Below are 23,724 nucleotides of genomic sequence, written 5' to 3' on the forward strand. Positions count from 1 at the left end.
GTAGGTGGGTTTCCGACTTTGGTGACGTCTTTCGCATGATACGCGCTCGTGGCCAAGTCCGTTCTGGCTGTTGGCGAGTTGCTGTGAGGAGAGTGGGGTCGTTCACCAATGGGGCGCCCCTTTGAGCCCGCGGGTGCAGTGGTGGAGCCTGTAGTCGTTCTCAACTGAACGCAGCGTCGCAGCGAGCCTTCAAGCGCGCGGTCGGTGCGAAGAGCCAAGGGGGTCGGACGGCCCGGTACGTTAGTCAGAGGAAGGGTGGTGTCAAGCGGCCCCCGCTTTAATGGCGGTTAAGGAGACGATCTGGAAGGCCTCAAACGGTGTCTCGGTGCCGCCGGTCGCGGAGGCAAACTAGGGACTGTGGCATTACGTGAACAATATGAGCGCGTTGATCCTGTTTCAGAATGATTGAGTCTGTTGCGATTTAATGCTCATGGGCGGCAGGTGGTGGGGAGATAAGGGAGTCTGCCAGCATGCCGCGAAAAGGCGCGTAGTCCGATGCGTGTGCGGCTTCAAACCCACTGTGTCCGATCTCTCGAAGCATGCGGCGCCCGTTTGGCTGTCCGGCAAGCGCTTCGAGTTGGCGGCCGAGCACAGCCGCGTCCGGGATTCGATTCGCGCGAGCGAGCAGGGTGATCCCTGGGAACGGTTCCGATTGGCCGATGATCCGTTTGAGAGACCCGTCTGCCAGCGAAATCATGCGCGGTACTCCCTCTGCGATCTCATTGCGGGCAACCAGTGTCTGCCCATCAATGACTATCACAGCGGCGTCAGCCAGTCCGCGCTGCATGGCGGTGACAGCGGCTCCATGGTGAGGGTAGTGCTGAAAGGTAGGCAGTGGAATTTCGGGGGAGAGTGATTGCTGAGCGAGGTTCTTAATCAACACGCTACCCAGGCTTTCTTGGGCGGGTGCCGCGATATGGGCCCCGGACAGGTCCTGCAGGTTGCGCAGTGGTGAGTCCAGGCTGACGAGAACTACCGCTGCAAGGCGATCACTGGAGCTGGTTACGAGTTGGTACCCGCCTGCGTCCAGTAGGTCCGGCACCGCATGGGGGGCGGTGAGGAGCAGGTCGTACCGCCCCTCATGTGAGCGCGTGAAAAAGTCGGAAAACGTACGCGCGGATTCGATGCGCACCGGGGTATCTAGGGTGTCGGCAAGCCAGTCTCGCAGTGGCGCATAACGTTCGAAGAGGCTCGTTGGGCTGGCGAATGGCTGGATGCCCAGGGCGAGTGATTCCGGCTCTGTGTGGGCGGATGATGTGGCCCCGAAAGCCGATACGGCCAGGATTGCGATGAATGCGGCCAGCCGCCGTCGGATGGAGCGAAGAGCGTGGTCTGCGGAACGGGACGGTCCCATGGAACGTGGATGCCTGGCTGGAAGAGCGCCGATCGATGCGCGCGCGGTCGGGCGGCCCCTTTTTCCGGTTGCATCGGCGTGGGTCTCAATGGCTGAACGGACCCGATGGGGCACCAGCTTGAGCACGTCCATCAATTGGCGTCTCCTTAGGGCGCTCTTGGTACCCATCGATATAGCGTTTTTTGATGGCTCCGTCGATGCGTCAATAATCTGTCGGAACCGTGTGAGGCTCGGGGATCGTAGTGTATGAGTGACGGCTTCTCGTCAATCTGGGGCTGGGTTACCCCGCAGAAGGTTCTCCCGCCAGGTGTAATGGAGCGGTGGCGTTTTTCTTGCATGGCCTCTGGCCTGATCGCAATTCGCCAGACCCAGTAGAAGGCCGAGGAGAGGAAATGAATATTCTTGAACGCCTAGCCGAGGCATTGCTTGCCACGCTCGGCGAATTGAGCCCGATGACCGTGATCGGGGGCTTTTCGCTGCTGCTCTTCGGCCTTTTTGTCGCAGCCCTCGCTGCCTTGGCATTGCGTCGAGCCACTGCACTGCAGGCGGCCGCCCCGGGGTTGTTGACCACTTTGGGGATTCTCGGGACGTTCTTGGGCGTTTCGATTGGCTTGATTGATTTTGATGCCGCCCGCGTCGAGGCCAGCATCCCGGCATTGCTAGAGGGGCTCAAGCTGGCGTTTGTTACCAGTATTGTGGGGATTCTTTTGGCGGCCGTGCTGCGCCTTCTCCAAGTCCTGATGTCGGGTTCGGCGGCAGTGCCTGGCTCGGGCGAGGGGCAGGTAGAGGGAAGTGGGGAAGCAACGCTCGCGTTGATGCGAGACCAACAGGCCTCGGCTCGCGACCTGGTTACGGCCGTGCAAGCGATGGATCAGCGTTTGGATGCCCGGCTAGAGCGTCAGCACCGGGACCTGAATCAGACGTTGGGCGCGATGGCCGAACGCATGACCGAGATGAGCAGCGGACACTTGGTCGAGGCGTTGGAAAGGGTAATCCATGACTTCAACAGCCGACTGGGCGAACAGTTTGGGGAGAATTTCCGCCGGCTGGATGATTCGGTGGCACGACTCGTCGAGTGGCAGGAGCAGTATCGTCAGCAGATGGATAGTTTGCATCGGGCCTTTGATCAGGCCCGGTCCGGCGTGGAGCAGACCGAACAGACCCTTGAACGCATGACCGGTCAGGCCTTGCAGATTACGCGTCACGTGGAAGATCAGGAGTCGACCCTCTCCAGTTTGCGCCGGGAGACGGTGGAGCTTGAGGCCTTGCTGAGCAGTATTGCCGCCTTGAGGGATCGCGCGACCGAAGCGTTCCCGGCCATGGATGCGCGACTGGAGGCGATGCTCGAGAGTATCGAGAACGCCGTGCATGCGGGGCATGCAGCGGAGAACCGTTGGCAGCGAGGGACGGACAGCGTGATGGCCCCCGCCGGCGGTACGAACTGATGCTTTCGTGGATTGCGCGCCTGCGATCGCGTCATGGCGGCGGGCCCGGTAAAGAAGCCGATCACGGATCGCACTGGCTGGCAGTGGCGGACCTGATGGCCGCCTTGATGATGATTTTTCTGTTCCTGGCCCTATTGCACATGGTCCAGGTCGAGCGCGAAAGCGCGGCCCATACCGAGGTTCGGAACGAGGCGGCGGCCCTGCGAGCGGCGATTTACTCGGTGCTGGAGGAGGAGTTTCGTGAGGATCTGCCGCGTTGGAATGCGGAGCTGGATCGCGACACGCTGACCTTGCGATTCCGCGAGCCCGAGGTGCTTTTTGAACGCAGTTCTGCCCAGATTCGGCCGCGATTCGAGGCGATTCTCGATGACTTTATCCCGCGCTATGCGGAACAACTGCGGCCATTCGCTGGCGTCATCCGCGAGGTCCGAATTGAGGGCCATACCTCCAGTGAATGGGCCGGGAGCGATAACGAGATCGAGGCCTATTTCGGCAATATGGATCTTAGTCAGCGGCGGACCCGTGCGGTCCTGGAGTACGCCTACCGGTTGGAGCCCCTGCAGGAGGCGGACTGGTTTCGCGAACGTGTTGCAGCGGTTGGGCTCTCTTCGTCGCGCAAGGTCTTGGATGCCCGCGGTGCCGAGGATCGAGCCGCCTCGCGGCGGGTGGAGTTCAGTGTTCTGACCGACTTCGAGGCCCGTCTACTGGGTGACGCCTCTGCGCCGGAGCCGGAGCCGGAACCGCTGGAGGCCCGTTCCCGCTGATCGCCCTTCAGATCGCCGCGATCAGGGCCTTGCGCAGGGTCGCTTGCTCGTCGGGGCTTAGAGATTGTCGGCCGGGGCGGCTGAGCAGAAAGCTGTCCTCGACCTGTTCGCCCGCGGTGGCGATGCGGGCTGTGCGCACGTCGATCTCCTGTGCGGCAAGGATATGCCCGATCGTTGAGAGCAGGCCGGGTCGGTCCAGTGCGCGCAGGCGCACGCGGGTCGCCTGGCCCGAGGAAGCAGGCTCGAACTCAATGCGTGTATCCACATCGAAGTGCTTCAGGCGACGCGGTAGCTGGCGCGAAACCGGGGTGTCTGGAATACCTTCGCGGTGGAGCGCCTGCTCCAGGTTCTGGCGGATTTCTTCGCAACGGTATCCGGCGTCGACGGTTTGGTTGCCCCCACTTTCCAGCACCAGAAATGTGTCCAGCGTCCGCCCACCCGCGGTGGTGATAATGCGGGCGTCGACGATATCGAGGCCCAGCTGGGTCAGAGAGCTGGTGATGCGCGCGAAGATCTGCGGATGGTCCTCGGCGTACACGAAGATTTCGGTGCTGCCCCGAGAGGTTCTGGGGCGAACGAGGACGAGGGGAAGTGCCTCGATGGCCAGAGGTAGCAGGGCCTGCCCGTGCCAGGCGATTTCGTCCGGGGAGTGGCGCAGAAAGTACTCGTCGTCCAGTTCATCCCACAAGGCCTGGGCCTGCTCGGGCTGGAACCCCTGATGCTCAAGCAGGGCCAGAGCCTCGTTCCGGGTCTGGCGGATCTGCTCCTCCATGTCCGGAGGCGTATCCAGGCCTCGCTCCAACACGTTGCGGGTGGCGTGGTAGAGCGTCTGGAGCAGGGAGTCCTTCCAGCTGTTCCATAGCTCTGGATTGGTGCCACGGATGTCGGCAATGGTGAGCAGATAGAGCAGGTCGAGGCGCTCGCGCACCTGCACCTCGCGCGCGAACTGCAGGACCACGTCGGGATCGGAGATATCCTTGCGCTGAGCGGTCAGGGACATCAGCAGGTGCGAACGCACCAGCCAGGCGACGATCGCCGCGTCTTCGTCGGACAGGTCATGCTGTTGACAGAAGTGCAGTGCGTCGTGAGCACCCAGCTCCGAGTGATCGCCACCACGGCCTTTCGCGATGTCGTGAAACAGGGCGGCGAGGACCAGACGTTCGGGTCGCTCCAGCTGGGTGTGGATCTCGCTGGCGAGGGGTTGTTCGTGGGCGAACTCCGGCAAGGCCAGGCGGCGGGCATTGCGCACCACGTTCAGGGTGTGCTCGTCGACCGTATAGGCATGAAACAGGTCGTACTGCATGCGGCCGATGATGCGACCGAACGCCGGAAGGTAATTGCCCAGAACCCCGTAACGGTTCATCCGCCGTAGTTGGCTGGTGATGCCGCGCGGCGCGCGCAGGATGTCCATAAACAGCTTGCGGCAGACGGGGTTGCGGCGGAAATGACCGTCGATCAAATGGCGGTGGGCTCGAATCAGGCGAATCGTAGAGGCTCGAATGCCCTGGATTTCCGGGTGTTCCTGCAGCAGGCGAAAGACCTCCAGCAGCGCCGGTGGATAGATCATGAAGACCTGGTCATGCGCCGCTTCAAGGTATCCGCCCCGGATTTGAAAGCGCTGATGGATGCGGATCGGTTCCTGAAGCGATTGGGGGTCGTCGAGAATGGCCTCGTTGAAGTGCTGCAACAGGAGCTCGTTCAGGCGTTCCAGGTCGTTGATCGTGCGGAAGTAGCGCTGCATGAACTGCTCGACCGCACGGTTCTGGTTCTGATCCACGAAGCCGAACGTGTTCGCGAGCTGGCGTTGCAGGTCGAATAGCAGGCGATCTTCACGCCGGCCAGCCAGCATGTGCAGGGCAAAACGGACCCGCCACAGGAAATTCTGGCCCTCCATCATCTCGCGGAACTCGCCTTCGCGCAGGAAGCCGAGGGAGACCAGCTCCTCGATCCGTTCGGCCGCGTAGTGGCGTTTGGTGACCCAGCCGATCATCTGGATGTCGCGCAGGCCGCCGGGGCCTTCCTTGACGTTGGGTTCCAGGCGGTAGGCGGTCTCGCCAAACCGGCGGTGCCGCGCCTGCTGTTCCGCCAGCTTGGCGGCGTAGAAGCTGCGCGAATCCCAAATACGATCTGGTCCGATCGCAGTGCGAAAATCATTGAACAGGCCGAGGTGTCCGGAGAGGTAACGCGCCTCGATCAGGTTGGTGGCAACCGTGATGTCGTCGCGAGCTTCGCGCGTGCAGTCCTCAAGGCTGCGCACGCTGTGGCCGACCTCGATACCAATATCCCAAAGAAAGGTCACAAACTCGCTGATGCGGTCCAGCCGGGCACGGTCGTTCTCGCTCTCCATGAGGATCTGGATATCGATATCCGAGGCCGGATGTAGTTCTCCTCGGCCATACCCCCCTACGGCGATCAGGCAGAGTTGATCGTCGTCGGCTAGACCTTTCTGCGCCCAGATCAGCTTGAGCAGTTCGTCGATGCGCCGCGCATGACCATGGATCAGGTCGGTGATGGGCATGCCGTCGCGAAAGCCCTGGTACTGCTGTTCCAGGATGGCGCGTCGGCGATCACGAAACAGCGCGATGTTCCCGGGGTTGCGGCTCAGGCGCTGATAGTCGTCACCCCATTCCGGGGTGAAGGCGGGGACGTCGAGTTCGCCGGGTGTGTTGCCCGCTGGATTCATAGGGTCTCCGTGGAATGGGCGGGCTTTTGGCGGGAACGCCTGAAATCAGGCGGCGATCTCCTGCGGTGGGGTCTCGTCCTTGCGCAGGGTCAGTATCTCGTAGCCATCGGCGGTTACCAGAATCGTGTGTTCCCACTGGGCGGACGGGCTGTGGTCCTTGGTGACGGCAGTCCAGCCGTCCGCAAGCACCCGAGTGTGGCGACGGCCCGCATTGACCATGGGTTCGATGGTAAAGCACATGCCTTCCTCGAGTGCCATCCCCGTGCCGGGTTTGCCGTAATGCAGGACTTGCGGGTCTTCGTGGAAGCCGCGCCCGATGCCGTGACCGCAGAACTCCCGCACTACGGAACAGCGCTGGCCTTCGGCATATTGCTGTATGGCATGCCCAATGTCGCCAAGCGTGGCGCCGGGGCGCACCTGTTGAATGCCGAGGTACATGCTGGTGCGTGCCACGTCGATTACGCGCTGGGCCTGGATGCCAGCCTTGCCGATGGCAAACATGCGGCTCGTGTCGCCATGGAAGCCGTTCTTGATCACGGTGATGTCGATATTGAGGATGTCACCATTCTTCAGCTTTCGGTCACCCGGGATGCCGTGGCAGACCTGATGATTGACCGAGGTGCAGATGGATTTGGGGAACCCGCGGTAGTTCAGCGGGGCCGGGATCGCATCCTGGGTGTTCACGATGTAGTCGTGGCAGATCCGGTCCAGTTCTCCGGTGGTGACGCCCGCTTGCACATGGGGCTCGATCATTTCCAGGACCTCGGCGGCCAGACGGCCGGCTACGCGCATGTGTTCGATCTCTTCGGGGGTCTTGATGGAAACGGACATTTGGGCTCCCGCCGCGGCGCCCTGAGGGGCTCGGCGTTTGGTTCGAGTAAGCGTCCTATGCTATAAAGCGCGCGCCTCGCTGGCAATTCGGCGGGGCCGGAAGACCGCTTTTGGGGCGGTTCTTGCGAAACCTTAATCCACACACGTATCGGCACGGTCTGTCGGGTGCCCGCTCGCGAAGAAGATTCGGTTCGGGTTTCAGATCGGGATGCGTGGAGGCTCAACCCGTTACAGGAGAAACATCATGTCCCTCGTGACTATGCGACAGATGCTGGAGGCCGGTGTGCACTTCGGCCACCAGACGCGCTACTGGCATCCCAAGATGGCCCCGTACATCTTTGGTGAGCGCAACAAGATTCATATCATCAACCTCGAGAAGTCCCTGCCGATGTTCAACGACGCGTTGAACTTCCTCGGCAAGATCGCCGCCGACGGTGGCCACATCCTGTTTGTCGGCACCAAGCGCTCGGCACGCGACGTGGTCGGTGAAGAGGCGCGTCGCTGCGGTATGCCGCACGTGAGCCACCGCTGGCTCGGCGGCATGCTGACCAACTTCAATACGGTCAAGCAGTCGATCAAGCGCCTGAAGGATCTCGAGACGATGGACGCGGACGGCAGCTTCCAGGTCCTGAACAAGCGCGAGGCCCTGAGCCGTCGCCGCGAAAAGGAAAAGCTGGACCGGACCTTGGGCGGCATCAAGGACATGAACCGCATGCCTGACGCCATGTTCGTGATCGATGTCGGCTACGAGAAGATTGCCGTGGCGGAAGCGAAGAAGCGCGGCATCCCGGTGGTGGCCGTGGTCGACTCGAATCACTCCCCGGAAGGCGTGGACTACGTGATCCCCGGCAACGATGACGCGATGCGCGCGATTCAGCTCTATGTGGCTGCCATCGCCGACACCATCATCGAAGCCAAGGGCGCAGTGGCCACGGGTGGCGTGAACGAGGAAGCGTCCGCCGAGCCGGCCGCCGCCGCGGAAGGTTCGGACACCGCCTCGCCCGCGAACCCCGCTTGATAACAGGGGCCGGCTATCCCCTAGGTAGCCGGTCCAAGCACGATTTCAGGAGTATGTAACGATGCAGATTACTGCTGCACAAGTGAAAGAACTGCGCGAGCGCACTGGCGCTGGCATGATGGAGTGCAAGAAGGCCCTGACCGAAACCGGTGGTGACCTCGAAGCCGCAGTCGAAGCGATGCGCAAGTCGGGCATGGCCAAGGCGGACAAGAAGGCCGGTCGCGTGGCGGCCGAAGGTCGCATCGAAATTGCCAACGAGGGTTCGCAGGCGGTGATCGTGGAGATCAACTGCGAAACGGATTTCGTGGGGAATGACGATAACTTCCGCGCCTTCACCGGTACCTGCGCCAACGTCGCGCTGAAGACCGCTGCGGATTCGGTCGAAAGCTTGATGTCCGAGACCGTCGACGGCCAGACCCTGGAAGAGCAGCGCACTCAGCTGATCGCCAAGGTCGGCGAGAACGTCCAGGTACGCCGTTTCGAGCGCATGAAGGCCGAAGGCGCGCTGGGCTTCTACCAGCATGGCGTGCGAATTGGCGTTGTGGTCGCCCTGAACGGTGGAGATGAGGCCCTGGCGAAGGATGTCGCGATGCACATCGCTGCGAGCCATCCGGTGTGCGTCGACGAAACAGAAGTGCCGACGGAGTTGCTGGACAAGGAACGCGCGATCTTCAAGGCGCAGGCCGAGGAATCTGGCAAGCCGGAAAACATCATTGAAAAGATGATCGAAGGCCGGATTCGCAAATACCTCGGTGAGATCACTCTGGTCGGTCAGCCCTTCGTGAAAGACCCGGATCAAACCGTTGGTCAGTTGCTGGAAGGCAAGGGTGCCTCCGTTGCCGGTTTCATCCGCTACGAGGTGGGCGAGGGGATCGAGAAGAAGACCGAGAACTTCGCAGAAGAGGTAATGGCGCAGGCGCGCGGCGCCTGAGCCAGCAGGACTCCGGAGCGGCCGCTTGAAGCGGCCGCTTTTGGATGAACGGGCCAGAAAAGCTGGCAAGCGAGATCATAACGAGCCCCGAGATAAGGAACCCCATGAGTCAGGACAGCCAGCCGGCGTATCGGCGCATCCTTTTGAAATTGAGCGGGGAGGCCCTGATGGGCCAGCAATCCTACGGGGTTGACCCGGATGTCCTGGCGCAGGTGGCCGAAGAAGTCTCGGAGCTCTCCCGCATGGGGGTGGAGGTCGGCATCGTGATTGGTGGCGGCAACATCTTCCGCGGTGCAGGGTTGGCCCAGGGTGGCATGGACCGGGTGACCGGTGACCACATGGGCATGCTGGCGACCGTGATCAATTCTCTGGCGCTCCAGGACGCGATCGAGCGGGCCGGACGGTTTTCGCGCGTGATGTCTGCGATTCGGATCAACCAAGTTTGCGAAGACTATATCCGTCGGCGGGCGGTGCGCCATCTGGAAAAGGGCCGCATCGTGGTTTTCGCAGCCGGCACGGGGAATCCATTCTTTACTACGGACTCCGCTGCAAGCCTGCGGGCGATCGAGATTAATGCCGATATCATGATCAAGGCGACCAAGGTCGACGGGGTCTATGATGCCGATCCGATGGCGCGCAAGGACGCCCGGCGTTACGAGCGGCTGACGTTCGACGAGGCGCTGGAGCAGCGGCTCGGGGTGATGGATACCACGGCGTTGGTGATGTGCCGTGACAATGGCTTGCCGCTTCGTGTAATGAACATGTTTTCAAAGGGCGATCTGCACCGGCTCGTGATGGGCGAACCGGTCGGCACCCTGGTTGAGGGATCCCGTAATGAGTGACGCCACGATCAAGGATGCGCGCGAGCGCATGGACAAAAGCCTGGAAGCGCTGCGTAGCGAACTGTCCAAGATCCGGACGGGACGTGCGCACCCCACGCTGCTCGAACATGTGCACGTGGATTACTACGGCATGGAGGTCCCGATCAACCAGGTCGCGAATATCAATGCCGAGGACCCGCGCACGTTGACGGTAGTCCCCTATGAAAAGGACATGGTCGGCAAGGTCGAGAAGGCGATCATGACGTCTGACCTGGGGCTCAATCCGGCGAGCATGGGGACCGTGATCCGGGTACCTCTGCCGGCGTTGACCGAAGAACGCCGGAAGGATCTGGTGAAGGTCGTGAGGGCCGAGGCCGAGCACGCACGAGTGGCCGTGCGCAACATCCGGCGCGATGCCAACAATGCATTCAAACAGCTGGTCAAGGACAAGGAAATGTCCGAGGACGACGAACACAAGGCCCAGGATCAGATTCAGAAGCTGACCGACGACCACATCGCCAAGGTGGACGCGATGCTGGCGGACAAGGAAGCCGAGTTGATGGAAGTCTGACCGGCCCTGGCGATGCCGGTTACCAGGACACCCACCGGGGCGCTTCCCGCGCACGTAGCCATTATCATGGATGGCAACGGTCGTTGGGCCGAGGCCCGCGGTCTGTCGCGGTCCGAAGGGCACCGAGCCGGCCTTGAGGCTACACGCCAGGCCGTTCGATTCTTCGCGGAACAAGGCGTCCGGGCTCTGACGCTCTTCGCCTTTAGCAGCGAGAACTGGGGCCGCCCGCAGGAAGAGATCGACGCCCTCTTCGATCTGTTCGTCTCGGCAATCGAGGCCGAACTCCCGGAATTGGTCGAACGTGGTATCGCGTTGACCTTCATTGGCGATCGCGCCAGCTTCCCCACAGCGTTGCAGGCCCGGATGTCCGAAGCGGAGCAGGCCTCTGCGGGCAACGAGCAGATGCGGCTCGTGGTCGCACTGGGCTATGGCGGGCGCTGGGACATCCTGCAAGCGGCCCGACGCTGGGCGGCGGAGGGCGATGAGGGACGCGATTCCGAGGTAGAGTTTGCCAGTTACTTGAGTACGGCCGGTATGCCCGACGTGGATCTTCTAATCCGTACGGGAGGTGAGCGGCGCATCAGCAATTTTCTTCTCTGGCAGGCGGCGTATGCGGAACTGCTGTTCCTTGAGGCGTTTTGGCCCGAGGTGACGGCGACTGAGCTGGAGCAAGGGCTGGCCTGGTACACAAGCCGCCAGCGACGGTTTGGGCGCTTATCGACGGCCTCGACGGGCACTGCGAACAATGAGGCGCCGCATGCTTAAGCAACGCATTCTGACGGCTTCAGTACTGGGCCTGCCGGCTTTGGCGCTGGTGGCCTGGGGGCCGAACTGGGCCGTGCTGTTGCTGGTGTCGCTGATTCTGGGTTTGGCGACGTGGGAGTGGGCTGGATTGGCAGGGCTCCGGGGCGCAAGTGCCAGGGGATTGCTGGTGGCGGGCGTCGTCATACCGGTGTTGGCACTTGGGGCGAGCCCGATCGGGGCATTGCACTATCTGATTCTCGGGCTGGTTCTACTCTGGTGGTTGGTCGTCCTTCTGATACTCCCGTTCTATCGGGAGCGCGAGGTGGACGAAAAGGCGCACCGTGGCCACCTGTTCGCGCTCGCGGCGATCGTGGCATTGGTGCCAGCCGGGATGAGTTTGGTCTGGTTGCATGCGTTGGTGCCACTGCTGGTGGTCTATCTCGTGGTGCTTGTAGGCCTCGCGGATACCGGCGCTTATTTCGCCGGTAAGACCTTCGGGCGCAACCCACTTGCACCGCATATCAGTCCAGGGAAAACGCGGGAGGGGCTGTTCGGCGGACTCGTCACCGTGCTGATGTTCGCGATTGTGGGGGCGGCGATCTGGGGCCTTGAGCCCATGGATGCGTTGGTGTTCCTGCTGCTTTCCGTATTGATCGGGCTGGTCTCGGTGGTGGGGGATTTGTTCGAGAGCATCCTCAAGCGTGAAGCCGGAGAGAAGGACAGCGGTTCCTTGCTGCCCGGCCACGGGGGTATTCTGGATCGGTTCGACAGCATGGTCGCAGCCGCACCGGTCTTCCTGGCGGGTCTGCTGTGGCTAGCGCTCATTCCGGCGCCCCCGGCGGCGGCCTGAGCGCAGACAGGTGCCCATGACGACGCAGCTTACCATTCTTGGTTCCACCGGCAGCATTGGGCTCAGTACGCTCGATGTGGTCGCGCGCCAGCCAGATCGCTATTGCATCCATGCCCTGACCGCCCATCGCAACGTGGAGCGGATGCGTGAGCAATGCCTTCGCCATCAGCCTGCGGTAGCGGTCATGGTGGACGTCGAGGCGGCTGAGGGGTTGCGCACGGCACTGGCGGCTGCGGGCTGCAACACCGAGGTTCGTACGGGGGTGGAGGCACTTGCTGAAGTGGCCCGTGAGCCTCGGGTGGATGCCGTTATGGCCGCGATTGTCGGGGCAGCCGGATTGTTGCCGACGTTGGCCGCCGCAGAGGCAGGCAAGCGCGTTCTGCTGGCGAATAAGGAGGCGCTGGTGATGTCCGGGGCCTTGCTGATGGATTCCGTGCGCCGCTCCGGTGCCTGCCTGTTGCCGATCGACTCCGAACATAATGCCATTTTCCAGTGTCTTCCCAATGGCTATGTATGCGCGGAGTCAGTGACGCCCCATGGGGCCCGTCGAATTTGGCTCACGGCTTCGGGAGGGCCGTTCCGTGACCGCCCACTGGACAGTTTTGCGGGCATTACGCCGGACGAGGCCTGTGCTCATCCCAACTGGGATATGGGCCGCAAGATCTCCGTGGATTCGGCGACGATGATGAACAAGGGACTGGAGGTGATCGAGGCCTGCTGGCTGTTTGCCGTCGAACCCTCGATGATCCAGGTCGTGCTGCATCCGCAGAGCATCGTGCACTCCATGGTGGCCTACGACGATGGCTCGGTGCTGGCGCAGCTCGGGAACCCCGACATGCGTACCCCCATCGCGCATGCGCTGGCTTGGCCGGAGCGCATGGAGTCTGGCGTGCAGCCACTGGATGTGCTGGCGATGGGCAAGCTCGAATTCTATGAGCCCGAGGCGGCTCGGTTCCCCGCGCTGGGTCTGGCCTATAAGGCCCTGGAGCGAGGGGGGACCGCCACCGCTGTTCTGAACGCGGCCAACGAGGTTGCGGTTGAGGCCTTTCTTCAGGAAGAGCTGGCCTTCAGCGAAATCCCAACGGTGATCGCCGCCACGCTGGATGCAATCGAGGCGGAGCCGGTGGACTCTTTGGAACGGGTCCTGAGCGCGGACCAAAGGGGGCGCGAGGTGGCGTCTGAGTGGGTCGCGAAGACCCGGAACGTGGTCTCATGACGTTCCTGACGAGCGTACTGGCCTTTCTTGTGGCCATTGGCATTCTGGTCACGGTGCACGAGTACGGGCATTACCTGGCTGCTCGGATGATGGGTGTAAAGGTGCTGCGCTTTTCGGTTGGTTTCGGCCGGCCGTTGTTCACGCGTCACTTCGGGCGTGATCGAACGGAATTCGTGATTGCTGCGGTGCCGCTAGGCGGTTACGTCAAGATGCTGGACGAACGCGAAGGAACCGTTCCGCCAGCGGATGTAGCGCGGGCATTCAACCAGAAAAGCCTGAGCGCGCGCACTTTTGTCGTGTCGGCGGGCCCTGCCGCGAACTTCCTGCTGGCGATCGTGCTGTATGCAGTGATGTTCATGGTCGGAGTGGGTGGGGTTAAGCCGGTGCTGGGCGAGATTGCGCCGGACACGCCCGCAGCCGCAGCCGGCCTCGAGCGGGGTCAGGAGATCCTGCGCGTGGGTGATCGCGCAGTGGTGGACTGGGAACAGGCTAATCTACGGCTGCTCGATCACGCAGTACGCGGCGAACGAGTGGCGCTGTTGCTGCGCGAAGAGGATGGGCGCGAGGTCGAGCACGACTTGGATCTTAGCGACCGCCAAGGGCTGCTGGGAGAGGGCCAGTTTCTCGAAAGGGTCGGATTGCGTCCTTATCGCCCGATGCTGGAGCCCCGTATCGGCTCGGTAGAGGGGGGAAGCCCTGCCGCAGCGGCGGGGCTCGAGGTGGGGGATCGGGTTCTGGCGGTGGGCGGTGAGCCGGTGGGGGACTGGGATCGCTGGGTCGAGGTGGTCCGGGCACATCCCGAGTCGGACTTACAGGTAACGGTTGAGCGGGATGGTCGCACGCTAGAGCTGCGTATGAGTCCCGAACCGGTGGACGCGGACGGCACCACAATCGGGCGCATTGGGGCGGGGGTGGACACCGATCAGTCCGCGGCACGCGATATGGCCGTGCTGGTCCGGCAGGGTCCGATTTCGGCTTTCGTTTCAGGAATCGAGCGCACCTGGGATGTAACGACGCTGACCCTGGGGATCCTTTGGCGCATGGTTACCGGAGACGCTTCGGTTAAAAATATCAGCGGACCAGTTACCATAGCCGAATTCGCGGGCGTCTCGGCGGTGATCGGGATCTCGGCGTTTCTGGGTTTTCTCGGGCTGGTCAGTGTCTCGCTCGGGATCATCAACCTGCTTCCCATCCCGATGCTGGATGGCGGGCACTTGCTGTATTACGCCGCTGAGGCGGTGAAGGGGAGTCCGGTGTCGGAGCGGACCCAGATGATTGGCCAGCAGGTGGGTTTGCTGGCGATTGCGGGGTTGATGACACTGGCCCTGTACAATGATTTGACACGACTGTTCGGATAGGCGGAGGCGCCTGGAAGCGCACCCTGGGTGCCTTCGGTCAAGCCACCGAGCGGCCTTTTTTTGGCGGAGAGCATGGCGCGAAACAGCTTGAGAGCAATGGTCCTGGTCAGTTTTTTGGGCCTGGCGGGTACGGCCTGGAGCCAGGCCTACGAGATCGAGGACATCGAAATCGAGGGGCTGGAGCGGATTACCGCCGGTACCGCTCTCAGTTACCTGCCGGTTCAGGTGGGCGATACCTTCGACGATAGTCGCAGCCCGGAAGTAATCCGTGAATTGTTCCAGACCGGCTTCTTTGACGACGTCGAGATTGCGCGGCGCGGAGATGTCCTGGTGGTGATCGTCTCCGAACGACCCGCTATCAACGAAATCAACTTCTCCGGTAACCGCGACATCCCCGATGACGGATTGCGCGAGGCACTTGACTCGGCAGGCTTGCGCTCGGGCCGGGTATTCAACCGGACCATGCTGGATCGGATCGAAAGCGAACTCCGACAGCAATATTTCGCTCGGGGTCGCTATAACGTTCAGATCGATGTGGAGATCGTCGACCTGCCGCGTAACCGCGTGGACATCGAGATCGATATCGCCGAAGGGCCGGTGGCGAAGATCCGACAGGTCAACGTAGTCGGTAACGAGACCTTTACAACGCGCGAACTGACGCGTCGTTTTGAGTCTGGCGTCCCGCGTTGGTGGGCCTTCTTTAGCCGCCGTGACAACTATTCGCGCGAAAAGCTCTCCGGCGACCTGGAACAGCTACGGTCGCATTATCTTGATCAGGGTTTTCTAGAGTTCGATATCGACTCCACCCAGGTGACATTGACCCCGGATCGCCGGGATCTGTTCATCACCATTAACGTAGACGAAGGCGAGCGTTACACCGTGACGGGTGTGGATCTGGCCGGGGATTTCGTGATCCCCCGAGATGAGCTGGAAAGCCTGATTGAAGTGGACATCGACGCCCCATTCTCGCGCAGCCAAGTTACAGAGTCCGCGGAGCGGATCAGCGAACGCCTGACCCGGGAAGGCTTTGCGTTTGCCAACGTGAATCCCGTGCCAGACGTCGACGAGGACGCCCGAGAGGTCCAGATTACGTTCTTCGTCGATCCGGGACCCCGAGTCTACGTCCGCAACATCCGGATAACCGGTAACCGAAATACCGAAGAACGGGTCTATCGCCGAGAACTACGGCAGATGGAAAGTGCCTGGTACAACGGCGCGCTGGTGGATCGCTCGCGGGTTCGGATTCAGCGGCTTCCGTTCGTTCAGAGCGTGAATGTAGAAACCGAGCGGGTTGCCGGCACCGATGACGAGGTGGACCTGAACATCACGGTCACCGAACAGCAATCAGGGGCCTTGTCGCTGGGGGCGGGTTTCTCGCAGAACCAGGGACTTTTGCTGACGGCAGGTCTGACCCAAGACAACTTCCTGGGTACCGGTAACCGGTTTTCCGCGGACGTCAGCACGAGCCGTGTGAACCAGATTTTCCGGATGAGCGTCACCAACCCGCACTTCACGCCAGCCGGAGCCAGCCGCGGCTTTTCCGTGTTTTACCGAAAGATTGACGCTGAGGAAGCCAACATCTCGCGGTACTCCTCCAACCGGTATGGCTTCGACGTCACCTACGGGATCCCGTTGTCGGAGTTCGATCGGCTTCAGGTTCGACCGGGATTCGAGCATATCGATATCCAGACGGTGGAATCGGGCAGTGGACGTATCCGGACACCGGACGAAATCATTGATGAGCTGGACGAGTTCGGGTCTTCCGCGAATCTCTACAAGATCGAGACCAGCTACGTCCACGATACGCGGGACAGCACGACCTTTGCGTCCGAAGGGCGTCGCCACCGCGTCGGATTGGAGGTGGCACTGCCGGGTAGTGACCGCGAGTTCTACAAGCTGACCTATTCGGGCCAGGAGATTTTCCGCTTGTCTGATCGCTATTCGTTCAGCATGTCGGCGGGTCTTGCCTATGGCGATGGTTACGGTGGTGACGAGCTGCCGTTCTATGAGCGCCTGTTTGCGGGCGGCATCCGGTCCGTTCGTGGGTACGAAGACAACCGACTGGGTGACCAGCGTCCCTTGCGGGATGGGGACCCTGCGACTCGAGACTCCAATGACGACCCCTACGGAGGTCGATTCCGGACGACCTTGTCCGCCGAGTTGTTCTACCCACTGCCTTTTGCCGCCGACAATGACGCGGTGCGGATGAGTACCTTCGTGGACGCGGGTAACGTGTTCAACGAGGTCTCGGACTTCGATACCAGCGAGCTTCGGGCCTCGGCGGGTTTTGCGGTGACCTGGTTCTCTCCGGTCGGGCCGTTGAGCTTCAGCGTGGCCGAGCCGTTCAATAATCAGCCGGGCGACGATTTGCAGCGCTTCCAGTTCCTGCTGGGTGCGAGCTTCTGACCGTGACGAGTGCAAGCGATGCTAGGGCATCGGGAGGGCGCATGAGATCCTGGATGGCGGCAGTGGCGGCGGTGGCCTTGATCGCGACGGGCTGGTTGGCCGTTCCGGCAGTGGCCGGGGCCCAGAACGTGGCCTTCGTCACCATGAATCGGATTCTCGAGGATTCGCCGCAGGCCGAGGAGGCCATGCGCGAGCTGGAAAGGGAGTTTTCGCCGCGCGATTCGGAGTTGGTGGCCGAGCGCGAGGAGTTACAGCGTTTGCGCGACCGCCTGGAGCGTGACGGGGATTTGATGAACCCCTCGGAACGGGCGGATCTGGAGCGTGAGTTTTCCCAGCGCTCGCGGGAATTCAGGCGCGCCCAGGAAAGTTTCAGTGAGGACTTGAACGTGCGACGCAATGAGGAGCTGGCAAAGCTTCAGCGCCGGATCAATGATGCCATTGTAGACCTTGCGCGCGAGCGCGACATCGATCTGATCCTGACCGAGCGGAATGTGCTGTACGCCAGTGATCGAATCGACATCACGGACGATATCCTTGCCGCAATGCAGCGCGACTGAAGGCGGGTATTCCGCACGTGAACTGGCGGAGATGCTAGGCGCCCATCTCGCCGGGGACGAGGGGCGCCGTGTGACGGGCCTTGCGCCCCTGTCGACCGCCAGATCAGAGGATCTCAGTTTCGTGGTTCATGCCGACCGCCATGCCGAGGCGCTACAGGCGAGTGCGGCTGGGGTGGTGCTGGTTCCGGCTGGTGCGAATCTGCCCTTGAGGCCGGGCCGTACTCTGCTTGAGATCGAGGATGTCTATCTGGGATATGCCCGGGTAAGCCAGTATCTCGGTGCTGGGCATCGAGCGTGTGACCCGGGAATTCATTCCACCGCGACCGTGGATGCGTCAGCCGCGATCGCGCCGGATGCTCACGTCGGCGTGGGTGCAGTGATTAGCGCCGGGGCAGTGGTGGGCGCTGGTGCAGTGATCGGGGCGCATTGCTGCGTGGGCCGGGGGAGCCAGGTGGGTGCCCGCAGCTTTCTGCACCCGCGAGTGACGCTTCTCGACGACGTGACCGTCGGAGAACGCTGCATCCTTCACAGTGGTTGCGTAATTGGGGCGGATGGTTTCGGGTTTGCACCAGCGGGGGAATTGGGCTGGGAGAAAATCGAACAGCTCGGTGGTGTCGTAATTGGCGCAGAGGTGGAAATTGGTGCGAACACCACTATCGACCGAGGCGCCTTGCACGATACGCGAATTGGCACGGGTGTGAAGATCGACAACCTCGTTCATGTTGCCCATAACGTCGAGATTGGCGACCATACGGCCATTGCTGGCTGCGTCGGAATTGCAGGCAGTGCCCGAATTGGAGCGCATTGCGCAATTGGTGGCGGGGTTGGCATCCTCGGGCATCTTTCCATCGCGGATCACGTGACCCTCCATGCAATGACTCTGGTTACGCGTTCGATCGAACGTCCTGGTGAGTACGCATCCGGTGTGCCACACCAGGAGGCACGATTGTGGAACCGGATGTTGGCGCGTCTGCGACGGATGGCGCGCTAACTAACCCGGACCCGGCGGGCGTAAGCCGGGTCTGGACCGAACGTCGTACTGGATCTCCGCTCGGCGGCCCGGCTGCGGCATAACAAGTCTCAGAGAAAGGACATCTGCGTGGATGACTTCAACGTCCAGGAGATCATGCGCTATCTGCCGCATCGGTACCCATTCCTTATGGTGGATCGGGTGCTTGAGTGGGAGGCGGGCACCTATCTGACGGGTATCAAGAACGTCAGTATCAACGAACCCTATTTTCAGGGGCATTTCCCCATCAAGCCGGTGATGCCCGGCGTGCTGATTCTCGAGGCCCTGGCGCAGGCGACCGGCCTGCTCGCCTTCAAGACCGAGGAGGCCCGGAACGAGAATCAGGACAAACAGCAGCTCTACCTGTTCGTCGGGATCGACGAGGCGCGTTTTCGCCGCCCGGTCGTCCCCGGTGACCAACTGCATCTTCGGGTTGACCTGAAACGGACCGTTCGCGGTATATGGCGGTTCGACGCCATCGCCCGGGTGGGCGAGGATGTTTGTGCGACGGCGCAATTGATGTGTTCTGGCCAGGAAATCCAGCCGTGATCGATCCGCGGGCCGATGTTCACCCGAGCGCCGAGATCGATCGTTCGGTCGAGGTCGGTCCATTTTCGGTGATTGGGGCGAACGTTCAGATTGGCGCGGGCACAAAGATTGGCTCGCACGTGGTCATCAAGGGGCCGACCGAGATCGGTCGAGAGAATCGCATCTTCCAGTTCTCGTCGATCGGCGAGGAGCCTCAGGATACGAGCTACCGTGGCGAGCCCACGCGTCTGGTGATTGGCGATCGCAATGTCATTCGAGAGTCGGTGACACTGCACCGCGGTACCGAGAAGGGGCTGGGCGAGACCGTGATCGGCCACGACAACCTGATCATGGCGTATGTGCATATCGCGCACGACTGCACGATCGGCAGTGGCATTATCTTCTCCAACGCGACCTCGCTGGCGGGTCACGTCGAGATTCAGGATAACGCAACGCTTGGCGGCTTTACCCTGGTGCATCAGTTCTGTCGCGTGGGCACCTATGCCTTTACCAGCATGGGGGCCGCACTCAATCGGGATTTGCCGCCGTATTGCCTGGCGAGCGGCAACTATGCCCGGCTGATTGGGATCAACAAGGTGGGACTCAAGCGCAACGGCTTCTCGAATGAGGCTATCCAGGCGCTGCACCGGGTCTTCATCCAGGGCATGCGCGGGCGCGCCGGACGCGAGAGTCACCTGGATACGATGTTCGACGAGACCGAGGTCCCCGAGGTCCGGAACCTGATCGGATTCGTGCGCGGCAGCCGCCGCGGCATCCTCCGCGGCGGCCGCCCCCACTGACGTAGCACCCCAGGGCCCTTTTGTTTCACCACAGAGGACTCGGAGAGCACGGCGGGTCAAGATCAAGGGCGATTGACAGGAAGGTGGGAAGGCAGGAAGGGGTTATTGGTAGAGGGCCTGGAAGACTCGGATGCATCTGGGTGATCTTGGGTCATCATTGCGAGCGTAGCGCGGCAATCGCTAGGGTAACCGGGGCGTTCTCGCAGATCGCCGCGTCGCTTCGCGACTCGCGATGACGGATTTTTCGGCGTTGTCGGTCCCCTGGGGGGTATACGCCGGTGATGGCGAATTGGCATTGTGATTGCCGCAAGCGCCCACCTGAAAGAGCCGTTTCCTTAAGGCATATGAACCTGAATTTCTTCGTCTCTTCCATTCTTCCTGTGAATCGCCCTTGCCGTTCTCCGTGTCCTCTGTGGTGCAATCAAGGCAGCGGTGCAGCGAGCTAAGGGGTCTTCTGGTGGTCGGGCGTCAGGAGGTGGCCGTGGTGGAGGAGTTCGAGCGCCATCTCGGCGACGCGGCGATCGGCGCCGCCGTCTCCCAGGCGTTCGCGGACTCGCGTGAGCCGTTCGCGCATGGCCTCCAGGGCCTCCGGTTGATCCAAAAGCCGTTCGGCATCGGTGGCCAATCGCTCCGCGCTGGCCTCGCTCTGCAGGTATTCCGGTACCAGGCGGTCTCCCCCCACGATGTTCACGAGGGCGATGTTCTTGAGCCGCACCAGGCGCGAGAAGACCGCGTGGCTGAGCGCCCCCATGCGGTAGAACACCAGCATGGGGGCGCGCAGCAAGCCGGCCTCGAGCGTGGCCGTACCGGATGCGATGAGCAGCAGGTTGGCGCCGGCCATGAGCGAATGGGTAGCATCGTCGCCGTTCACAGAATGCAGCGGGAGGCCGTCAGGTTCGGCCAGGGCCGTGAGTCGCTTGCTGGTCACGCCGGGCGCGAGAGATACCACGAAGGCGACGTCGGGGTGAGAGATCCGCAGGCGGCGCGCCGTCGCGACCAGCAACGGCCAGTGGCGCTTGAGTTCGCCACTGCGGCTGCCCGGTAATAGGCCGACCAGGCGTGTTTGGGATGCGAGACCAAGCCGTTCCCGAATTGGGGGGGCGGTGGGCTTGACGCGGTCAACAAGTGGGTTGCCGACGTAGCGTACCGGGATATCCTCGGTCTCGTAGAGTTCGGTCTCGAACGGAAACAGGACGGCCATGGCGTCCACGCTGCGCTTGATGCGCTTGATCCGACCCGGGCGCCAGGCCCACAGCTGCGGACTGACATAGAACAGGACGCGAATGCCGAGCCGCCGGGCCTTTTCCGCCAGGCGCAAGTTGAACTCTACGTAGTCCACCAGCACAAGGAGGTCCGGGCGTGTGGCCTCCAGATGGGCGCACATGTGGCGGAACAGACCGCGCAGACGCGGGTAGTTGATCAGGACGTCGACCAGCCCAACTACGGCGAGCTCTTCGACATCGATGAGGGTTTCGACCCCGGCGGCCCGCATCTGTGTGCCGCCCATGCCGGTGTAACGAAGCCCGGGTTCCAAGTCGGAGAGTTTGTGGACGAGCCCGGCCCCAAGTGCGTCACCGGAGCTCTCCCCCGCGCAGATCACCACATGCTGCGTCATTGCTGGAGGAGGGCCCTCGCGGGCGCAGGGCGACGTGGCCTCATGCGAGGGCGTCGCGGATCTTCGCGCAGATCATGTCGATGGTCGCGTCCTCGAGTTCCGGGAAGACCGGGAGCGACAGACAGCGCTCCGCCACGGATTCCGTTACGGGCAGTGTTTCCGGCCGGTTCGGAAGATCGGCGAAGGCCTTTTGTTGATGCAGGGGCACCGGGTAGTAGATCGCGCATGCCACATCTGCGGTCTTCAGGGCCTCCATGATGGCGTCGCGGTGGTCGGTGAGCAGGGTGTACTGGTGGTACACGTGCGTTCCGATACCGTCTTCGAAGGGGACCTCGACCGGCAGGCCGGCCAGGCCATCGCGATACCGGGCGGCGACGCGGCGGCGTTCCGCGTTGTAGGTATCGATGTGCGGCAATTTCACGCGAAGGATCGCGGCCTGCATCTCGTCCAGACGGCTGTTGTAGCCAATTTCATCATGGTAGTAGCGCACGCTGGAGCCGTGGTTCCGCAGCCGACGCAGCGTCTCCGCGGAGGACGGGCAGCTTGTGGTCACAAGTCCACCGTCGCCAAAGGTGCCCAGGTTCTTGCTGGGGAAGAACGAGAAGCAGCCGAAGGCCGTGCCGGCGCCCGTCTGTACGCCGTCGATGGATGCCCCGAAGGACTGGGCACAGTCCTCGACGATCATCACCTTGTGCTGCTCGGCGATGGCCTGCAGGCGTGGCATATCGGCAGGCTGGCCGAACAGGTGCACGGGCAGGATCGCGCGGGTGCGCTCGGTGATCGCCGCTTCGACTTGATCCGGGTCAATATTAAAGGTGCGCGGGTCGATGTCCACGAAGACAGGATCGGCGCCGACGTAACGGATGGCCTCGGCCGTCGCAATGAAGGTGAACGGCGTGGTGATGACTTCGTCACCGGGGCCAATTCCTGCCGCGGCCAGTGCCAGATGCAGGGCATCAGTGCCGGAGGCACAGGTGATCGCATGCTCGACGCCGAGATACCCGGCAAGTTCCTCCTCAAGGGTTTGCACATTGGGGCCCAGGATGAAGCGGGCACCGGCCAGCACTTCCTGAAGCGCGGCATCGATTTCGGGGCGCAGGGTCTGGTATTGGCGCTGCAGGTCGACCATCGGGATCACGGCTTGACTCCTTCGATGTGGCTGTGCGGGCCATCGGCCCGGCTCATGATATTGAGGTTGTCGTACACCAGGTCGGTGATACGGCTGGCCGTTTCCAGAGCGCGCTGGCCATCGCGGCCGCTGACCACCACCGGACCCTGACCGCGCACGGCCGCGACAAATGCCTGAATCTCTGCAAGCAGGGCGTCGGCCTCGTCGAAGACGCTTTCGTCCCGGTGGATGGCCGGAGCGCCGGTCTCCGGGTCGGGTTCGCCAATGTGGTTCAGCGAAAGGATACGGTTCTGGAAGTCCACCGAGGCATAGGCATGCGACTGAAAGATGCGCATGCGCCGTTCGGACTTGGTGCTGACACGGCTGGAGGTGACATTGGCCACACAGCCATTGGCGAACTCAAGGCGGGCATTGGCGATATCGATGTCGCCCGTCAGCACGCGTGCCCCGGAGGCGCGGATCTCGTTCAGCGGGGCGTCGACCAGCGACAGGATGATGTCGATATCGTGGATCATTAGGTCGAGCACCACCGAGACGTCTGTCGCCCGCGGCTTGTAGGGCGCCAGGCGATGCGATTCGATGAAGCGGGGATGCAGCGGGCTCTCTGTCAGCCGCCGGAGCGCAGCATTGAATCGCTCCAGGTGCCCCACCTGCAGTACCAGGTTCTGCTGTTCGGCAATGCGATTCAGCGCTTCGGCCTGATCCAGCGTGGCCGTGATTGGTTTTTCGACCAGCACGTGGCAGCGGGCCTCGAGGAAGTCCCGGGCGATGGCGTAATGCAGGGTGGTGGGTGCCGCGATGGATACGGCATCTACCTGCCCAATCAGCGCGCGATGATCCGTCTCTGCCCGGCAGCCATGTTCGGCCGCTATGCGTTCGGCGGTTTCTGGATCGGCATCGACGACCGCGACGAGCTCGGTGTCCGGGAGTGCGGCGTATTTGGCGGCATGCCATTTACCAAGGTGACCGACGCCGATGGCGGCGCAACGAAGCGGAGATTGGGACATGGGCAGGCTCGGATCCGGAAGGGGGTGTGCTAGGATTTTTGGCGCTATTGTAACGGATCCCCGGCGCGGCGCATGGTCACGTTCGGG

Annotated in this window: 21 protein-coding genes; 15 read left to right on the forward strand and 6 right to left on the reverse strand. The window is 62.3% G+C overall.

Annotated features, from left to right (window positions below; genetic code table 11):
• Positions 1-421 precede the first annotated feature (421 nt).
• A complete protein-coding gene (locus F462_RS01115) occupies positions 422-1,486 on the reverse strand; it encodes a phosphate/phosphite/phosphonate ABC transporter substrate-binding protein (RefSeq protein ID WP_038050957.1) in 1,065 nt (354 codons plus the stop codon).
• 260 nt (positions 1,487-1,746) lie between these two features.
• On the opposite strand from F462_RS01115, the gene F462_RS01120 reads away from it, so the two are divergent.
• Positions 1,747-2,799 (forward strand): hypothetical protein, encoded by a 1,053-nt coding sequence (locus F462_RS01120; RefSeq protein WP_038050958.1) that lies wholly within the window; start codon positions 1,747-1,749, stop codon positions 2,797-2,799.
• The gene (locus F462_RS01125) at positions 2,799-3,563 is read left to right on the forward strand and encodes an OmpA/MotB family protein (RefSeq protein ID WP_038050960.1); all 765 of its coding nucleotides are present in this window, start codon (positions 2,799-2,801) and stop codon (positions 3,561-3,563) included. Before F462_RS01120 ends, F462_RS01125 begins: the two co-directional genes overlap by 1 nt.
• 7 nt (positions 3,564-3,570) lie before the next feature.
• Here F462_RS01125 and glnD read toward each other — a convergent pair whose 3' ends face one another.
• Together glnD and map are read right to left on the reverse strand one after the other, a co-directional pair.
• Positions 3,571-6,246 carry a [protein-PII] uridylyltransferase gene (glnD, locus tag F462_RS01130; protein ID WP_038050961.1) on the reverse strand — a complete coding sequence of 892 codons (2,676 nt, stop codon included), beginning with the start codon at positions 6,244-6,246 and terminating at the stop codon, positions 3,571-3,573.
• A 45-nt stretch (positions 6,247-6,291) separates the two neighbouring features.
• The gene (map, locus tag F462_RS01135; protein ID WP_018141023.1) at positions 6,292-7,077 is read right to left on the reverse strand and encodes a type I methionyl aminopeptidase; all 786 of its coding nucleotides are present in this window, start codon (positions 7,075-7,077) and stop codon (positions 6,292-6,294) included.
• Positions 7,078-7,321: 244 nt separating this feature from the next.
• Here map and rpsB point away from each other — a divergent pair, with 244 nt between their 5' ends.
• From rpsB to lpxA, 13 genes are all read left to right on the forward strand, one after another.
• On the forward strand, positions 7,322-8,095 hold the full coding sequence (rpsB, locus tag F462_RS01140) for a 30S ribosomal protein S2 (protein ID WP_038050962.1): 774 nt from the start codon (positions 7,322-7,324) through the stop codon (positions 8,093-8,095).
• A 61-nt stretch (positions 8,096-8,156) separates the two neighbouring features.
• Positions 8,157-9,026, forward strand: a complete 870-nt coding sequence (gene tsf / locus F462_RS01145; protein WP_018141025.1) for a translation elongation factor Ts — start codon at positions 8,157-8,159, stop codon at positions 9,024-9,026.
• Between the two features lie 104 nt (positions 9,027-9,130).
• The gene (gene pyrH / locus F462_RS01150) at positions 9,131-9,868 is read left to right on the forward strand and encodes a UMP kinase (RefSeq protein ID WP_038050965.1); all 738 of its coding nucleotides are present in this window, start codon (positions 9,131-9,133) and stop codon (positions 9,866-9,868) included.
• Positions 9,861-10,418, forward strand: coding sequence for a ribosome recycling factor (gene frr / locus F462_RS01155; protein WP_038050967.1), 558 nt, complete (start codon positions 9,861-9,863; stop codon positions 10,416-10,418). Before pyrH ends, frr begins: the two co-directional genes overlap by 8 nt.
• A gap of 12 nt (positions 10,419-10,430) precedes the next feature.
• The gene (uppS, locus tag F462_RS01160; RefSeq protein WP_038050969.1) at positions 10,431-11,183 is read left to right on the forward strand and encodes a polyprenyl diphosphate synthase; all 753 of its coding nucleotides are present in this window, start codon (positions 10,431-10,433) and stop codon (positions 11,181-11,183) included.
• Complete coding sequence (locus F462_RS01165; RefSeq protein WP_038050970.1) at positions 11,176-12,012, forward strand: phosphatidate cytidylyltransferase; 837 nt, start codon at positions 11,176-11,178, stop codon at positions 12,010-12,012. Before uppS ends, F462_RS01165 begins: the two co-directional genes overlap by 8 nt.
• A gap of 16 nt (positions 12,013-12,028) precedes the next feature.
• Positions 12,029-13,228 (forward strand): 1-deoxy-D-xylulose-5-phosphate reductoisomerase, encoded by a 1,200-nt coding sequence (ispC, locus tag F462_RS01170; RefSeq protein WP_038050972.1) that lies wholly within the window; start codon positions 12,029-12,031, stop codon positions 13,226-13,228.
• Positions 13,225-14,586, forward strand: coding sequence for an RIP metalloprotease RseP (rseP, locus tag F462_RS01175; protein WP_038050975.1), 1,362 nt, complete (start codon positions 13,225-13,227; stop codon positions 14,584-14,586). The genes ispC and rseP overlap by 4 nt, the downstream gene beginning before the upstream one ends.
• 72 nt (positions 14,587-14,658) lie before the next feature.
• Positions 14,659-16,992 carry an outer membrane protein assembly factor BamA gene (gene bamA, locus F462_RS01180; protein WP_371180478.1) on the forward strand — a complete coding sequence of 778 codons (2,334 nt, stop codon included), beginning with the start codon at positions 14,659-14,661 and terminating at the stop codon, positions 16,990-16,992.
• A gap of 53 nt (positions 16,993-17,045) precedes the next feature.
• On the forward strand, positions 17,046-17,549 hold the full coding sequence (locus F462_RS01185; protein ID WP_038050979.1) for an OmpH/Skp family outer membrane protein: 504 nt from the start codon (positions 17,046-17,048) through the stop codon (positions 17,547-17,549).
• Positions 17,527-18,540, forward strand: a complete 1,014-nt coding sequence (gene lpxD / locus F462_RS13025) for a UDP-3-O-(3-hydroxymyristoyl)glucosamine N-acyltransferase (protein ID WP_081911337.1) — start codon at positions 17,527-17,529, stop codon at positions 18,538-18,540. The genes F462_RS01185 and lpxD overlap by 23 nt, the downstream gene beginning before the upstream one ends.
• 108 nt (positions 18,541-18,648) lie before the next feature.
• Positions 18,649-19,107 (forward strand): 3-hydroxyacyl-ACP dehydratase FabZ, encoded by a 459-nt coding sequence (fabZ, locus tag F462_RS01195; protein WP_038050982.1) that lies wholly within the window; start codon positions 18,649-18,651, stop codon positions 19,105-19,107.
• On the forward strand, positions 19,104-19,886 hold the full coding sequence (gene lpxA / locus F462_RS01200) for an acyl-ACP--UDP-N-acetylglucosamine O-acyltransferase (protein ID WP_038050985.1): 783 nt from the start codon (positions 19,104-19,106) through the stop codon (positions 19,884-19,886). Before fabZ ends, lpxA begins: the two co-directional genes overlap by 4 nt.
• 442 nt (positions 19,887-20,328) lie before the next feature.
• Here the strand turns inward: lpxA and lpxB are convergent, their stop codons facing one another.
• Genes lpxB through F462_RS01215 form a run of 3 tightly spaced genes read right to left on the reverse strand, consistent with a single transcriptional unit; the run spans position 20,329 to position 23,637 of the window.
• On the reverse strand, positions 20,329-21,501 hold the full coding sequence (gene lpxB / locus F462_RS01205) for a lipid-A-disaccharide synthase (protein WP_038050986.1): 1,173 nt from the start codon (positions 21,499-21,501) through the stop codon (positions 20,329-20,331).
• Positions 21,502-21,541: 40 nt separating this feature from the next.
• A complete protein-coding gene (locus tag F462_RS01210; protein ID WP_038050988.1) occupies positions 21,542-22,639 on the reverse strand; it encodes a DegT/DnrJ/EryC1/StrS family aminotransferase in 1,098 nt (365 codons plus the stop codon).
• Positions 22,636-23,637: a Gfo/Idh/MocA family protein gene (locus F462_RS01215; RefSeq protein WP_038050990.1), complete on the reverse strand. Its 1,002-nt coding sequence runs from the start codon at positions 23,635-23,637 to the stop codon at positions 22,636-22,638. Before F462_RS01215 ends, F462_RS01210 begins: the two co-directional genes overlap by 4 nt.
• Between the last annotated feature and the right edge of the window lie 87 nt (positions 23,638-23,724).

Origin of the sequence: Thioalkalivibrio sp. ALJ1, assembly GCF_000745395.1 — a bacterium.
Classification (GTDB): Bacteria; Pseudomonadota; Gammaproteobacteria; order Ectothiorhodospirales; family Ectothiorhodospiraceae; genus Thioalkalivibrio.